Below are 15,583 nucleotides of genomic sequence, written 5' to 3'. Positions count from 1 at the left end.
CCACCGTCCACCGCACTGTCCACTGGTCGAAGGAGAACGATATGCACGCAGTAGTCATGGCTGGAGGCAAAGGAACCCGTCTGCGCCCCTACACCACCTGTGTTCCCAAACCGCTCGTGCCGATTGGCGACCGCTACTCCATCCTGGAGGTCGTGTTCCACCAGCTCGCGCACTGCGGCTTCACGCACGTCACCCTGGCCATCGGACACATGGGGCATCTGATCCGGTCGTTCGTCGGAGACGGCAGCCGCTGGGGCATTCAGGTCGATTACCTCGATGAAGTCACGCCGCTGGGTACCATCGGTCCCATGCTGGGCGCTCTGGATCGCCTGCCGGAACACTTCCTGGTCATGAACGGCGACGTGCTCACGGATCTCGACTACGGCACGTTGCTGCGTGACCACGTGGCGTCCGGCGCGCCCGTCACCGTCGCCACCTACCCGCGCGAGGTTCGCAGCGAATTCGGTGTGCTGGACATCCAGGGCGGCAACATCGTGCAATTCCGGGAAAAACCGGTTTTCGACTTCATGGTCAGCATGGGCATCTACGGCTTCACGCGTTCCACGCTGGCCCGGTACCCGGCCGGGCAGCCCTTCGGCTTCGACCAGCTGATCCTCGACCTGCTCTCCCGGGGTGAACGGCCCGCCAGCTACGCCTTCCGGGGTTACTGGCTGGACATCGGCCGGCCCGACGATTACGACCGCGCCAACGAGGAATTCGCGAAGTACATTGACCTGCTGATGCCCGGCCTGCACGACCAGACGCCCGAGCAGCCGACCATTCCCCTCGAGACCTTCGGAGCGCAGGCCGTCCAATGAAACGCGTGCTGCTGCTCGGGGCCACCGGCTTTATCGGGCGGGCCATCGTCCGTGAGCTGGGTGATCACCCGGATCTGCAGACGCACCTGGGGCCGCGCCATGCTGAAGTGGATCTGGCGACAGCCAGCGCCGACGACTGGGACGCGGTGCTCGGGATGGATCCGGACGTGGTCGTCAACGCAGCCGGAGCCACGGTGGGCGACGATGAGGCGCTGTTTACGCAGAATGCCGAGCTCGTGGGCCGCCTGATCGAGGCCCTGGAACGTCGTCCACGGCGGCCATGGCTGGTGCACCTGGGCTCTGCCGCCGAATACGGCCTGACCGAGCCGGACGTGCCCGTCAGCGAGCACGCGCTGGCTTCCCCACAGAGCAGCTACGGCATGAGCAAACTGGCGGGAACCCAACGCGTCCGTCAGGCCTGCGAGGGCGGTCAGCTGCGTGGCGTGGTGCTGCGGGTCTTCAACCCGGTCGGGGCCGGTCAGAGTGGGGCCACGCTGCCGGGCCGGGCGGCTGAACTGATCCGTTCGGCTGCCAGCCAGAACACGCCCAGCGTGACCTTCGGGTCGCTGGACACCCGCCGAGACTACGTGGCCCTGCGGGACGTGGCCAGCGCCGCGGTGTTCGCCGCCCGCCTGGAGCGCAGCCCGCTGCTGCTGAACGTCGGATCCGGGGTGGCCCGGCCGTCCCGCGACATTGTCCGGGGCCTGGCGCGGCTGGCCGATTACCACGGCGAGGTCACCGAGACCGCGCCCGCGTCGCAGCGGTCGGCCGCCGTGGCATGGCAGCAGGCCAACCTGGAACGCATCCGCGCGCTGGGCTGGGCGCCCCGCTTCACGCTGGACGAGGCCCTGCTCGATCTCTGGTATGGAGACACCCCTGCACCGGCGGCCTGGGGCCGTGAGGAGAACCGTCATGAAGCGATCCAAAGTTAAACGTTCGCTGCGTCTGGGTGCCCTGCTGCCCGGCCTGATCCTGGCCGCATGCTCGACCACGCCGTCGCCTGAGACGTCCGGCGCGGCCGTGCCAGGCGGGACGACCACGCGCGGCGGCACACACGCCGTGACGCTCGCGGCGCCTGCACTGCCCGATGGCCGTGCCCTCACCCCCCTGCGTCAACTGACAGGAGCGAAACCGGTCGTGGCGACGCCCCTGAGATCCCTCGCCGTGCAGAACACGGCGGTCGTGGCGCTGCGCGTGCTGATTCTCACCGCGTCGTCCACCGACTCGGCCCTGAGCGACGCCCAGACCATGCTCGACCAGGCGGGCGTGCCCTACGACGTGGTGAACCCCAGCGTCCCCGGAGCGTTCACGGCCGACACGCTGGTCGCGGCCGACGGCACGGGCAAGTACCAGGGCGTGATCCTGACCACCGGTAACCTCGCCTACGAGGCCAGCCCCGGCAACTGGCAGAGCGCGCTGGACTGGGCGGGCTGGAACCTGCTGTGGCAGTACGAGACCGACTACCAGGCGCGTCAGCTCTCGCTGTACACCTACCCCAGCACCTGGCCCGAGGACTACGGCCTGCGCGACGCCGGGGTGGCCTCCGCCACGGCAGATCCGGTCATGACCACCACGGGCCGCACCGTGTTCAAGGACCTTAAGGCGGGCCTGCAACTGCCCATCCGCAACGCCTACAACTACCCGGCCACGCTGGCCACCGTGGCTGGCACCACGACCACGCCCCTGCTGACCGACACGGCCGGGCGCGTGCTGGCCGCCACCTCCACTGCGACCTTCGGCACCGGCACGCGAGAGCGGCTGGCCCTGACCTTCGCGCAGAACCCGTACCTGCTGCACAGCGCCCTGATCAGCCCCAGCCTCGTGAACTGGCTGACCAAGGGCGTGTATGTGGGCGAATACCGCCGCTACAACCAGCTCGACATCGACGACTGGTTCCTGCCGGGCGACGTGTTCAACGAGACGACCCTCACCATCCAGCCGGACGCATTCCGCCTCAGCGCCAGCGACGCGCTGGCCGTCAGGAACCAGCAGACCGCGCTGCAAAACGCCTTCTCGGTGTCCAGCAACTTCACCTTCAGCATGGTCTTCAACGGGGGCGGCGCGAACACCAGCGCTCCAGCCAGCTGTGATCCGAACGTGGTCAGCCCGGATCCCCTGACGAGCATGTCCCGCTGCCTGAAGTGGGACTTCGACTGGGTCAGCCATACCCTCCAGCACGAGTACATGGACTCCCTGAACTACGCCGACTCGCTGGCGCAGCTGAAGCCGAACATCGACGTTGCGCAGACCCTCGACCTGAACCTCAGCCGCAAGAGCCTCGTGACCGGCGACATGTCCGGCCTGGGCTACTACAACCCGGCAGGCGACGGCCCGAAGACCAACTACGGCCTGAAGGCGTCGAACGTCAACTTCCTGCAGGCCGCGCAGAAGTCCGGTGACGTGTACCTCGCCTCGAACCACTCGGTGGACGGGCAGTGGGATCCCACCTGCATGAACTGCGGCATCGTGCACCCGCTGAATGCCAGCATCTTCCTGGTGCCGCGCTGGCCCACCAACGTCTTTTATTCCGTGACGACCCCGGCCCAGATGACGGCCGCGTACAACTCGGTGTACGGTCCGGGCGGCACGCTGCCCTTCTGGGACCACAACCTCAGCTACACCGAGATCCAGGACAAGGAATCGGATATCGCGCTCTCGCACCTGCTGAGTGGTGGGGCCTTCCCGCACTACATGCACCAGGACAACCTGCGGCAGTATGCGACCGGCCGGAGCCTCGCCTACGACTGGGAATCGGCGCTGCTGACCAAGTACATGAAGTACTCGACCCTCCCCCTCAAGACCCTGCGCTGGGACGCCGTGGGAGCCTACGTGAAGTCGCGGACGACATTCATGAAAAGCGGCCTGAGCGGCCGCTGGGATCGCGTGGTGAAGACCGTCACGCTGACCTCCGCCCGGGGTGGCGACGCCTACGTGACCGGCGTGACGGTGGGCACCACCCAGACCTACGCCGGTCAGAAGATCAGCACCCTCACGCTCATGGCCGGTCAGTCGGTCACGGCCCCTGTGCCCTGATGCCCACACTCCGGCATCCCCAGACGTACCTGGTTCCGCCGCTGGATGACCGCGAGGATCCGGCCAGGCACCGGTCGCTGGCGGTGTACTACGGGCCGGAACTCGTCCCGGCCCTCACCCGCTACCGGCGTGTGGTGGTGCAGCCCGGCCACTTCTGGCCGGAACGGGTGGCGCGACTCCAGGCGCGTGGCGTGGAGGTGCTCGCCTACCTGAGCCTGGGAGAAGACGACGGTGGCCCCGCTCCGTGGACCAGTGATGACATTCACCCGGAGTGGCAGACCCGCCGGGTGAATGTCCGGCACCCCGCGTGGCGCGAACATATCCACGCGCAGGTGGAACGCCACACCAAGGTCTTCGACGGCTTCCTGCTGGACACCTTGGACAGTGCCGCGTCCGACCCGTATCAGAAACGCGCCATGATCCGGCTCGTGCGGCAGATCCGGCAATGGTCAGGCAGCGGGTATCTGCTCGCCAACCGGGGCTTCGACCTGCTCGAACGCCTGCGCGGCTGCGTGGACGGCGTTCTGATCGAATCGTTCTCGACCACGTGGCAGGGCGGGTACCACGCCTTTCACGGACACGAACTCGCCTACACCGAAGGGCTCCTCGATCTGGCGCGGCGGCTGAAACTCGATGCCTACGCGCTCGACTACGCCGACACCCCGGCGCTGCGGCGCTTCGCCCGGCGTCGGGCCACCCGGCTGGGAGTGTCCACCTTCATCAGCAACCGCGATCTGACCCAGATTTAAGACCCACCGAATGAACCACAGCAGCACACGCCCCGAACGTGATGGGCGTGTGCTGCTGTGAGGAGGCTCAGTTGCAGGTCTGGCGGGAATAGCCGGACATCGAGGGGCCGACGAGATCCAGGTCACGTTTCATCGCGTTCATCTGCAGGCTGGCGGACTGCGTGCAGTTCAGGGACAGGCCAGACTTGTACTCGACGTCCAGGGCGAGTTTGCCCCGCTTGGTGTACTCCGCAAGCGACGCGCACTCGCCGTATTCCTGGCACTGCTCGTTCAGGATGCCGTCGAACTTCTCGACCATCATCTTGCCCGTGCGGTCTTTCAGGAGAATCTTGTCCGGGCCGTTCTTCTGGAACGCGGCCAGCCCGGCGGCGTGGATCTCATCGGCCACCCAGCCGTTGAAGTCGATCTGCTGCTGGGTGGTGATCCGACCGCCCGAGACGTTCTCGTCGTTCTGGAGGTTGTCGGGCTCCACAGCATCGAAGCCCTTGTCCTTGCACATCGCGAAGCGGGCCCGCAGGATGGTGGCCAGCGCCGAATTCGGTTTGAACACATCCGTCACGTCCAGGAAGTATTCGCTGGGCCAGTCGGGATCCTGCTGGATTTTCAGGTAGGACGGGTACTGACTGGAGTCGGGGCGGCCGGGCTCGTAGCTGCCGACATCGAGGTAGCAGACGGTATACAGGCCCTGCGCTTTGAGCTGCGCGACCTTCGCGGCGCTCGTGCCGAACCCGTCGACGTCCAGGAGGGCGGTGCCGGATGGGGCTGTGATCTGAGAATCACTGCCGGCTCCGATCTGCCAGTCCCAGCTGACCTTGCCGGTCGGCGGCAGGTGAATGCCGGAGGGCGTGGGCGCAGGGGCCGGCGCTGGCGTTGGGGTGGGTGTCGGGGTTGGCGTTGGAGTGGGTGTCGGGGTGGGAGCTGGTGCAGGAGCCGGTGCTGGCGCCGGACTGGTTTTCGGGACGAAACTCAGGTAATCCACCACGGCGGCCCGGCGCGTTGCAGAGTCGCCGTTGACGAGCCGAACGCTGAGCGTGTCCCCGGTCTTCAACATGAAGTGGCCGAAATACACGGTCGTGTAGGTGGCACTCTTCAGCGTCTTGCGGGCGAGTTCCTGGGTGCCGCGCATCAGGCTGACCACCGGCGAACCCTGATCCGAGACGCCGCGGGCCCGGATGCTGACAGAGGTGTCTCCCGACTGGAAGGTGGACGGCAGGGCGAAGGCCACGCTGCTGCCCACCGCCTTGAGCTGAATCGCTGTGCCCCCGGTGGCGGCAGAGTCGCTCACGGTGACGGCGCCCTGTTGCGTCCCGGGATTGACGACCGTCAGGCTGGACAGTTCGGTGGTGGCCTCAAGACTCACGCTGGCAGGAGTGCTCGCGGCTGGCTGAGAGGCGTTCTGCTGACCACAGGCACTGATCAGTGCGGTCAACAGGGTGAGGCACAGGGGGAGACTTCTTTTCATGGGCGGCAGGTTAACGGTCATTGGCGCCCAGCTTGTATTAAAAAACCGACATCAAATAATGGGTGGTCTTGCCAAATTCAATTGCTGAGTATTTCGTGTCATTCTTCACCCTCATGATATGAGTCGTTCGTAATCTATTGACATTCGGGGTGCCTATAAAGAAGCACCTGAACGGCCTTCAGCTGTCCTTAGGGGATCTTCATCTCATCTACACCTGATTTTCATAAATGAGAGTCCCCCCGGTCGGGTGCCCCCAGTGCATCCGACCGCTGACCCTCACTCCGTTCAATGTGGAACGATGCCCCGAGGCATGAAGCGGTGACGTACTGCTCTGATCCTTAGACTCACTCATCACCTTCAGGAAGATCAGGTCAGTCCAAGGACGCGCGACTTCACAGGGCCTGGACGTGTTAGAACCAAGGGTCAGAACGGATTAAGGTTTTCTAAAGGTAACAGCGCCATCCCTTTGAGTGGTCTACCGTACCCCTGAACCTGCTGTGCCCGGTAGTCCCGGAACGGGAATCAGCGTCTGTCCACCCGAATGCCACAGGGCCACGGTCAGGGCCACATCGAGGCCGCGCACCTGCAGTTCGACCGCACCACCCTCACTGCGGCCAGAGAGCCTGAACCAGCGGCCCAGAGGCACCTGACCACCTGCCGGGCGATCGGCCCGGTCCGGCGCCACCCAGATGGCCTCCGTGCTGTACATCGCCAGAGGGGCGTCCGGGAACTGCACCCCCACCGCAAACGCTGACGTCGTCCGGCCCAGCTCCGGCGCTTCACGGAACACGTCGATCCGGCCCACGAACTGCCACTCGCCAGCGGGCACGCTCGACCAGCGCAGACGCAGCAGGGGAGCCCGCGTGTGCACGCCGTAGCGCAGCACCTGAAGCTGGCCACCCTCCAGCACGACCCGGTACCCGTTCCCGGTTCGACGCTCCAGACGCTGCACGTCCGTGAGCCGGGGATGGGCCTGATGCCCGGAGGGCGTCCCCACCATGGGCCTCGCCATCCGTTGTCCCGGCGGGGTCTTCGCCAGCAAGCCCTGCGCCGCCTCCGCAAGATCCGGCCGGGCGGATCGCTGGGCGTAGTACAGCGCCAGACCGGCGTCCGGCCGGGTATTGAGATGAAACATGGCCAGTTTCGTCCGCAGCGCGCGCCGCTCGGTACTTGTGAGCGTTCCGGAGAGCGCCGCCCGAAGCGGCTCGCTCGCCAGCGTCAGCTGATCATCCTGATCGCTCGACTGGTACCGCAGCAGCGGCATGGTCACCACTTCCTGGGCGGCGGCCGTGACCAGCAGGCCACGCCGCTCGGCTTCATCCAGGACACCCGCCGCGTCCTCACCGACCAGCAGCCGGGCGATGTCCAGGTCGAACGGGCTGTGGACCGTCGCCAGTTTGGCCAGGGCACTCCGGAGTGCAGGCCCGAGCGAGGCCACATCGGCCAGAAGGGCCTCCCGAATTTCACCGGGCAGGGACACCGGCCCGGTGAGATCGGAGGGTTGAGAGATGAGCGAGCGGGCGAACAGTTCCCAGCCCTCGGACTCCTGGGCGATCATGGTCGCCCGTGCCAGCCGCTGCTCCGGGTCGAGGGTGCGTTCGACCCGGTTGAGCACCGCCAGGATCTCCCCCACACCCAGGGGCGGAATCGGCAGCCGGATCACGCGGCGCTGGTCGATGGCCGCCAGGTCATGCTGGTGGAACTGGTCGACACTCCCAGCCCCGTAAAGCACGATGGCGAGCGGCCCAGGCAGGCCCATCGCGTAGTGCACGCTCTCGACCGTCGCCTCGGACAGCCAGGAATCCACCTGGATCGCCACGGCCAGTTTCAGACCACGGGCCACCAGGCGCGCCCAGGAGCGGCGCAATGACCTTCCCACCCCTTCTGTCCGCGTTGATGTGGCCGGGTCAGAAGGGGTGTCACCCATGGGTTCCAGCCCGGACAGCTGACGTTCCAGAACCGACGCGATCAGCTCGGCGTCCGAGGAGGCCTTGACCTCCAGCAGCTGCCAGCCGGCCCGGACGGCCACCTCCGCCATCAGGTCTCGGACGTCCGAACCGGCCCGCTCCTCCACGAGGATCAGATGCGGCGCCGTCCCGGCCCGTCCCAGCGCGTCCAGCAGCCGGGCCTGCACCTCCGGGCGTTCGAACATCAGCGCAGAAGGCGCTGGCGCCGGTGGGGCGACCAGGGGCGCCACGGGAATCTCCAGGCGCTGCATCTGGGCCTCGATCATCCTGATCCTCGGGCCTCCGCGTTCCAGCAGGCGGGCGCGAACGCTGACCAGGTGTTCTTCGATCACCTGACCGATCAGGGCCCGCCGGGCATCCAGCCACGCGCGGAACGCCAGGGTGCCCACATCGTCCAGGCCGCCCAGGGCTGGGGTCGAGGCCACCGCGAGCCAGGTACTCAACTGCGCCTCACCCACGTCGCCGTCCGAGGCCAGCCAGTCATCGAGGTCCGTGCGGACACTCAGTTCCAGCATGGGCTGGGCCGGTGGGAACAGGTCGAGTCCACGCTGCCGCAGGCGGCTGAGCTCCACCCGGAGGTTCCGCAGGGCGCCCGCTGAATCCCACAGGAGGTCCGCCATGTGATCGCGGTGCTGGGGGCGGCCCTCCAGCGCCAGATAGGTGAGCAGGGCCAGGGATTTGGTCGACAGGCGGACCGGCCGGCCATCCAGCGTGGCGTAGGTGTGGCCCAGCACGTAGAGTTTCAGCATGCCCGGCGGGTGGTCTGCAGGGACGCTGAGATACCGGCCTGGCCACGTGAGGCGGCGGGGGAGTCATTTGAATTGGCAGGAACCGTCGCCAGGCCGAGTGGCGTCGAGCAGAGCGCACACGTGCGCAGAACCACAGACGAACCGAACACCATCAAGTTGGACTCCCTTATCTGACGTGCATGATCTGGCACCTACACGGAAGAAGGCAACACAGTCCGGGGGGCCATCAGTCTACATCGGGGACGACGCGTCACAGGCCGCGCATGGTGAATGCCCGGGCCAGGAGCGCGCTCGCCGGACTGGCGAGCAGGCCAGCCATCATGCGCTCGCGCAGCTGACCTTCGGGGCCCTGAAGGGGCCGGCCCAGCCACATGTTCAGTTCCGCCTGCCGGGCGGCTCGCCGGGCGGATCGCCGCCGTAGGTCACCGTACCCGCGGAGGGGCAGCGGGTCGCCATCCAGCGCCGCCACGAGCCTGGGTGCAAGGTCGCGGGCATCCAGCCAGCCGAGGTTCATTCCCTGACCGCCGATTGGACTGACCTCATGCGCCGCGTCGCCAGCGAGCAGCACCCGGCCCGCCCTGAAGCCCGGAGCCAGATGACGCCGCACCTCGAAGGCACTGAGCATCGTGGCCTCGTCAGCAGGCACGCGGAGGCCGGTGCGTTGCGCGACGATCCCTCCGAGGTGCTGGGGCGTGGCCTCCGGCAGCAGCTCGGGCGTCTGGGCCACCCAGCGCCGCTGGTCGCCGGGCAATGGGAATGATTCGACCACACCGCCGGCACTGAGGGTAATCACGGCGTCCGGGCCGTACGCAGACACGTCCGGGAAATCGCCCATCAGGTAAGTCGCCGCGTAGGTGCGGCCGGGGAAGGGAAGACCGGCCGCCTCACGGACGGTGCTGCGCCGTCCGTCGGCGGCGACCACGTACCGGGCCCGCAGGACAGCTGGAGGGGTTCGCGTGCCCTCCACGCGCAGATCGACATGACGGTCCGTCTGCTCCAGACCAGTCACGGTCACGCCACGGCGGAGCACGTCTGGAGCCAGCCGGACGAGGGCGTCTTCCAGCAGCGTCTCGGTCTGCCGCTGCGGCAGCGCCAGCACGTACGGGTGGGTGGCACTCGTGCCCGCAAAGCTGAGGGTGCCCAGCGTGCCCGACGGACCGCGCACCACGCCCTGGCGGATGCGAATCCCCGCGTCGGCCATGCTCCGGCCCAGGCCGCCCACCTCGTCGAAACCCTCCAGCGCCGGCGGGTGGAGGCCTACCGCGCGGGAATGCGTGCTGACGGCCAGGCGCCGTTCCAGCACGCGCACCTCCACCCCCGCCCGGCCGAGCAGCAGCCCGAGGTACAGGCCCACCGGCCCGCCCCCGACCACGGCGACCTCACACGTGTCAGGCACGCGGGGCCCGCCACGTCAGCAGGTTGCGGAACGGCACCTGCCGCCGCGCCACCCAACCCACTGGGGCGGCCGCCGCGAGTTCCGCATGCGTGTACGATCGGCGGATCGAGCGCAGGCCGTCGACCTGGATGAACGAGCCTGGAAACAATGGCGGCGTGACCAGCCGGTACGCCGCGTACGCCAGCGGATGCCGCTCGATGTCGCCGTGCACCGCCAGCCCCGTGCACAGCGCCTCGGTGTCAGCCAGCAGGGAGGCGAGGTCGGCGGCATTCAGGTGGTGCAGCAGGTGGTTCGAGATCACGAGGTCGAAGTGCTGTCCCTCGGCGCGCAGGTCGCTGCTCAACGCTTGCCGGTATGTCACGTTCTCCGCAGGCGCCTGCGCCCGCGCATAGGCGATGGCCCGCCCGTCGGCATCGATGGCCGTGACTTGCAGGCGCAGGCGATCCCGGGCTGCCCAGCGAGCCAGGTGCCGCGCCACATCCCCGCCGCCGCAGCCGATGTCGAGCAGCGTCGCGCCGCCCGGACGGATCAGGAACGGGCGCAGGTCGCGCCGGTACACCAGCCGCCAGCCGGCGATCAGGGCATTGATGGTGCCGAAGGCCCGGTAGGTGCGCTCCAGTCCCGCCGGATCACACTGCGGATCGTCCATGATCTCGGGCAGGTGCACGGCCCGCGTGCGCCAGCCGCCCGGCCACCGCTCCGCGCCCATCAGTCCAGGCCGCTGCAGATCGTGAACAGCCCGGATTCGACCGTGAGCCCCGGCCCGAAGGCGAGCGCCGCCACCCGCTCGCCGTCCGTGCCCTGAGCGAGCACGTCCTGCAGGATGAACAGCACGGTGGCGCTGCTCATGTTGCCTGCCCGGCGCAGCACCTCACGGGACGGCGCAAGTTGTCCGTCACTCAGCTCCAGTGCTCCCTGCACGCGGTCGAGGATCTGCCGCCCGCCGGGATGGATCGCCCAGCGCTGCACCTGCGCGCTGGCCGCGCCCGCCAGCCCCCGGTCATGGGTCAGCAGGTCGGTCAAGACTGGCCCGATGTTCGCCTCGATGATCTCCGGCACGTAGGTGCTCAGCACCATGTCGTAGCCCTGGTCGCCGACCGTCCAGGCCATCTCCTTCTCGCCCACACCCTCGGGGGTCAGGGTGGTGCCGAACCCGTCCATGCGCAGGGCGGGCGTGCCGGCGGCGGGCGTCCTGGCGGACACGATCACGCCCGCCGCGCCGTCTGCGAAGACCGAGTTGGCGATCAGCGTGTCCGGGTCATTCACGGAGTGCATGTGGATGGTACACAGTTCCGCGCACACGACCAGCACCACGGCGTCCGGGTCGGCCTCGCAGAAGGCGCGGGCCATACGCAGGGCCGGGAAGGCCGCGTAGCAGCCCATGAATCCCAGGTGGAAGCGCTGCGTCTGCGGACTCAGTCCCAGGCCACGCACGATCGCGTACTCGGGCCCCGGCGCATAGAAGCCCGTGCACGAGACCGTGACCACGTGCGTGATATCGGCGGCCTTCAGGTGCGGACTGGCAGCGAGGGCCGCGCGGGCCGCTGCCAGGAACAGCGGCGTGGCGTGCTCGACGTAGTACGCGTTCCTGACCCCGGTGCTGGGCGTGAGCATCCGCTCGGTCTGCGGGTCGTAGAACAGTCCGGCCCCCTGCGGCCCGAAGTCTGGCACGACGGAGTGGCGCGTCTCGATGCCCGCGTTGTTGAAGATACTGGTCGTGAGCCGCTGGCCCAGCCGGTCGAGTTCAGGCTGGGCGCGGATCACATCACGGATCCGCGCCTGCGCGTAGGCAGTTTCGGGCAGCACCCCGCGCAGGGCATGGAGGAAAACGGGCATGAGCGCAGTCTAAGCGGGCGAAGCTGACGCACATGCCCGCCTTTCTTAAGGCGAAGGAGGGGCCTTAAGGGACATCCATCCCCCTGAAGTGCGCGGCGCCGAACGCGGTGAACGCCGCGTCTTCACCGGGCGGGTGGGTCAGACCCGCACGCGCATCGCGCAGCAGTTTCCCCAGCGGCAGCGCGCCGGTCAGCGCCCCGCCCCCGGCCGTCCGCACGGCGAGGTCCGTGGCGTTCACGGCGGCGTTCGTGGCGACGGCCTTGGCCGCGCCGATCAGCGGGATGGCGGCGGCGTCCGTCACCGCGTCCCAGGTGGCGGTGGCGTGGAGCAGCAGTGTCCGCGCGGCGAGCAGATCGGCGGCGAGGCGCCCGACATTCTCCTGCACGCGCGGCAGCGTGGCGATGGGGGCACCCAGTGCGGTCGGCACCCGCGCCTGGGCGTAGGCCGTCAGCGCGTCCTGGGCCGCCACCCCCACGCCGAGGTAGGTGGCCGCCACCGCTGTCCAGAACCACGCGCTGCCGGCCGGGCGGGCCCCGGCGGGCGGAGCCTGGAGCGCGGCCGGGGCGTGATCGAACACCACGTCGTGGCTGCCGCTGCCGCGCAGCGAAAGGGCGTCCACCCAGGTCGGCTCGATCCGCACGCCCTCGCCACGGAGATCAATCCAGTAGCGTCCCACCCGGCCATCGGGCGTGGCCGCGCTCACCAGCGCCCAGCGCAGCGCCCGCGCGCCCGTGCTCCAGGTCTTGCGGCCCGTGACCAGCCAGGTGGCGCTCTCGAACCCGCTGCCGTCCGGGACGGCCACCGTGCGCGGCAGCCCGCCGCGCGACGGACTGCCCAGTTCCGGCTCGCTCGCCAGGGCATTGAGCAGTTCGCCGCGCACGCCGGCGCCGGCCACGGCGTCCAGCAGGGCGGGCGGCAGGCTGCGACCCTGGAAGGCCGAGCCGGTCACGTGTCCATGCATCGCCAGGACCAGCGCGAGGCTGGCGTCTGCCCGGCCGAGTTCCAGCTGCGCGCGGGCGAACTGGGTCAGCGTGGCGCCCAGTCCACCCGCCTCCTCGGGCAGCGTCAGGCGGGTATAGCCGCTGTCCGACAGCGCCCGCGCGGCGGCCGGGGTGACGTCCTGCGCGGCCTCGCACGCGGACGCGTGTTCACGGATGGCGGACGCGGCGCGGTCAACCACCTCGGCCTGACCGGGAGTGAAATCGGACTCAACCATGCGGGCAGGCTAGCGTCCCTACGCGGGACGAACCGCCCGCCGCGCCGGCGAGGTCACGCCCAGCGCGAGCACGCCCGCGGCGACCGCAAGCACCGCCGCCGCGATGAAGGCCGGGCCGTAACTGCCGGCCGAATCGCGCACGGCCCCACCCAGCCACGACGCCAGCGCCGCGCCGACCTGATGGGCGCAGAAGATCCAGCCGTACACGGTGCCTACGTTCGCCCGGCCGAAGGTGTCGGCGGTCAGGGCGGTGGTGGGCGGCACGGTCGCAATGTAATCCAGCCCGAAGAGCACCGCGAAGGCGGTGAGCGCCAGCCCCGGCGGCACCAGCGGCAGGATCGCGAGGCTTACCCCCCGGAACACGTAGTACAGCGCGAGCAGGAAGCGCGGATCGACCCGGTCCGTGAAGTACCCGCTCGCCAGCGTGCCCATGAAGTTGAACGCGCCCATCAGCGCGAGCATGCCGGCGGCGAAGCCCGCTGTGAGGCCCAGGTCGCCGCAGTACGCGATGAAGTGGGTGCCGATGATGCCGTTGGACGTGAACCCGCACACGAAGAAGGTGGTGGACAGCAGCCAGAAGTCCCGGCTTTTCAGGGCGCGGCGCATCACGCCGGGGTCGGGCGTGGGAGCCGGCATGGGCAGCGCGTGCCGGTCGCCGTCCGGTTGCAGGCCGAGCTGTTCAGGCCGGTCGCGCAGCAGGCTCCACACGACCGGGGCCAGCAGCAGGGCCACGCCCGCGATCACCAGGGTCGCTCCGCTCCATCCCAGTCGACCGGCCCAGCCGGTGAGCAGCGGGATGAACAGCAGTTGCCCGGCGCTGGTGGCCGCGCCGAACATGCCGACCACCAGCCCGCGCTTCCTGACGAACCAGCGGGTGGCGACGGTCGCGCCCAGCACGCTCCCGACCAGTCCAGTGCCCAGACCGCTGAGCAGCCCCCAGGTCAGGTGCAGCGCCAGCGCCGAGTGCGCCAGGGTGCTCAGGCCGAAGCTCAACGCGACCAGCAGCAGGCCGGCGGTGGCCACGCGCCTGGGGCCGAACACGTCCATCAGGCGGCCCGACAGGGGCGCGGCCAGTCCGAAGACCAGCAGCCCCAGGCTGGCCGAGAACGACAGCGTGGCCCGGCTCAGGCCCAGGCTGTCCTGCATGGGCAGCAGGAACACGCCGGGCGCGCTGCGGGCCCCGGCGGCAATCAGCAGCGCCAGCACCGTGATCCCGACGATCACCCAGCCGTAGTAGGGGCGCGCGGCTTCCGGGCGGGTCACGCCCGCCTCAGCAGGGGACTGGCGGGGGTGGCGGGCACGGCGCAGCTGCCCCGCACGATCAGGCGAGCGGGAAAGACCTCGTGGGTCGCGGGCGCTCGCGGTTCGGTGTCGAGCCGCTCAAGCAGCCGCTGGGCGGTGGCGGTGGCCATCGCCTCGGCCGGCTGTTCGAGCACCGTGATGGGCGGATCGACCAGCGCGGTCCACGGGTAATTGTCGAAGGTGATCAGGCTCAGGTCGTGCGGAATCCGCAGGCCCCGCTCCTGGATGGCGCGGTACGCGCCCACCGCCTGGGTGCCGGTCAGGGCGATCAGGGCGCTGGGGGGGCGGGGCAACGAGAGTAGCTCATGGGTCAGGGTGTATGCGGTGTCTTCCGTGAGCAGCGTGACGCGCTGGTATTCGGTGGGCACGGTCAGGCCCAGCTCGTTCATGGCCTCGGGGAAGGTGCGGCTGCGCTCTTCCGGGTGGATGACGGGGTGATAGGTACCGAGGGCGGCGATGTCTCGGTGCCCGAGGCCGTGCAGGTACTGCACGGCCTGGCGCATGGCCCCACGGTTGTCGAGAACCACGCTGGGGTAGGGCGAGTGCGGGTGCGTGTAGTCGTATTCGACGACCGCGACGTCCCGCGCGGCGAGTCGGGCGAGGTAGTCGCGGCTGTGCGGACCGTAGCCGGGACGCAGCATGATCCCGGCCACCCGCTGACCGTACAAGCGCCGCAGTTCCTCGAGTTCGCGCTGGGCCGAGTACTCGTTCTCGGAGATGATGACGGTGTAGCCGGCCTCGGCCAGGACGTGCGCGGCGCTGCGGGCGAACTGCGCGAAGAACGGCTCCAGGATCGACCCGAGGATCAGGCCGATGGTGCTGCTCTGGCCGCCGCGCAGACTGCCGGCCCGCTGATCCGGCTCGTAGTGCAGCTGCTCAATGGCCTGCTGCACGCGGAGCAGGGTGTCCGGGGTGAGTTTGTCGGGATCGCGCAGGGCGCGTTTGGCGGTGGTGGGAGAGACGCCCGCCAGTCGCGCGACGTCCTGGATGGTGGGCATACGTCAGTGTAGGTCAAGACGGCACGCAGATTTGGTGAAAATGGTCACGAGCCCATT

The 15,583-nt window shown here is 68.8% G+C and carries 12 protein-coding genes; 4 read left to right on the top strand and 8 right to left on the bottom strand.

Features of this window, described 5'->3' with window-relative positions:
- The first annotated feature begins 41 nt into the window (after positions 1-41).
- Genes E7T09_RS07710 through E7T09_RS07695 form a run of 4 tightly spaced genes read left to right on the top strand, consistent with a single transcriptional unit; the run spans position 42 to position 4,600 of the window.
- A complete protein-coding gene (locus E7T09_RS07710) occupies positions 42-818 on the top strand; it encodes a sugar phosphate nucleotidyltransferase (protein ID WP_136388611.1) in 777 nt (258 codons plus the stop codon).
- The gene (locus E7T09_RS07705; protein ID WP_136388610.1) at positions 815-1,750 is read left to right on the top strand and encodes an NAD(P)-dependent oxidoreductase; all 936 of its coding nucleotides are present in this window, start codon (positions 815-817) and stop codon (positions 1,748-1,750) included. Before E7T09_RS07710 ends, E7T09_RS07705 begins: the two co-directional genes overlap by 4 nt.
- Positions 1,731-3,851: a hypothetical protein gene (locus E7T09_RS07700; RefSeq protein WP_136388609.1), complete on the top strand. Its 2,121-nt coding sequence runs from the start codon at positions 1,731-1,733 to the stop codon at positions 3,849-3,851. The genes E7T09_RS07705 and E7T09_RS07700 overlap by 20 nt, the downstream gene beginning before the upstream one ends.
- Positions 3,851-4,600 (top strand): endo alpha-1,4 polygalactosaminidase, encoded by a 750-nt coding sequence (locus tag E7T09_RS07695; RefSeq protein WP_136388608.1) that lies wholly within the window; start codon positions 3,851-3,853, stop codon positions 4,598-4,600. Before E7T09_RS07700 ends, E7T09_RS07695 begins: the two co-directional genes overlap by 1 nt.
- 67 nt (positions 4,601-4,667) lie before the next feature.
- Here the strand turns inward: E7T09_RS07695 and E7T09_RS07690 are convergent, their stop codons facing one another.
- From E7T09_RS07690 to E7T09_RS07650, 8 genes are all read right to left on the bottom strand, one after another.
- The gene (locus tag E7T09_RS07690) at positions 4,668-6,062 is read right to left on the bottom strand and encodes an endo alpha-1,4 polygalactosaminidase (protein WP_240741678.1); all 1,395 of its coding nucleotides are present in this window, start codon (positions 6,060-6,062) and stop codon (positions 4,668-4,670) included.
- Positions 6,063-6,537: 475 nt separating this feature from the next.
- Positions 6,538-8,778 carry a helix-turn-helix domain-containing protein gene (locus tag E7T09_RS07685; protein ID WP_168734753.1) on the bottom strand — a complete coding sequence of 747 codons (2,241 nt, stop codon included), beginning with the start codon at positions 8,776-8,778 and terminating at the stop codon, positions 6,538-6,540.
- Positions 8,779-9,028: 250 nt separating this feature from the next.
- On the bottom strand, positions 9,029-10,174 hold the full coding sequence (locus E7T09_RS07675; protein ID WP_136388605.1) for an NAD(P)/FAD-dependent oxidoreductase: 1,146 nt from the start codon (positions 10,172-10,174) through the stop codon (positions 9,029-9,031).
- Positions 10,167-10,883: a class I SAM-dependent methyltransferase gene (locus E7T09_RS07670; RefSeq protein WP_136388604.1), complete on the bottom strand. Its 717-nt coding sequence runs from the start codon at positions 10,881-10,883 to the stop codon at positions 10,167-10,169. The genes E7T09_RS07675 and E7T09_RS07670 overlap by 8 nt, the downstream gene beginning before the upstream one ends.
- On the bottom strand, positions 10,883-12,010 hold the full coding sequence (locus E7T09_RS07665; RefSeq protein ID WP_136388603.1) for a type III polyketide synthase: 1,128 nt from the start codon (positions 12,008-12,010) through the stop codon (positions 10,883-10,885). The genes E7T09_RS07670 and E7T09_RS07665 overlap by 1 nt, the downstream gene beginning before the upstream one ends.
- A 64-nt stretch (positions 12,011-12,074) precedes the next feature.
- Positions 12,075-13,226 carry an acyl-CoA dehydrogenase family protein gene (locus tag E7T09_RS07660; RefSeq protein ID WP_136388602.1) on the bottom strand — a complete coding sequence of 384 codons (1,152 nt, stop codon included), beginning with the start codon at positions 13,224-13,226 and terminating at the stop codon, positions 12,075-12,077.
- Between the two features lie 18 nt (positions 13,227-13,244).
- Entirely contained in the window at positions 13,245-14,489 is a 1,245-nt protein-coding gene (locus E7T09_RS07655) for an MFS transporter (protein WP_136388601.1), read from the bottom strand.
- The gene (locus tag E7T09_RS07650) at positions 14,486-15,526 is read right to left on the bottom strand and encodes a LacI family DNA-binding transcriptional regulator (protein WP_136388600.1); all 1,041 of its coding nucleotides are present in this window, start codon (positions 15,524-15,526) and stop codon (positions 14,486-14,488) included. The genes E7T09_RS07655 and E7T09_RS07650 overlap by 4 nt, the downstream gene beginning before the upstream one ends.
- Positions 15,527-15,583: the final 57 nt, after the last annotated feature.

Source organism: Deinococcus sp. KSM4-11, from assembly GCF_004801415.1.
Taxonomy (GTDB): Bacteria; Deinococcota; Deinococci; order Deinococcales; family Deinococcaceae; genus Deinococcus.
This window is presented reverse-complemented; position numbering and strand designations above follow the sequence as displayed.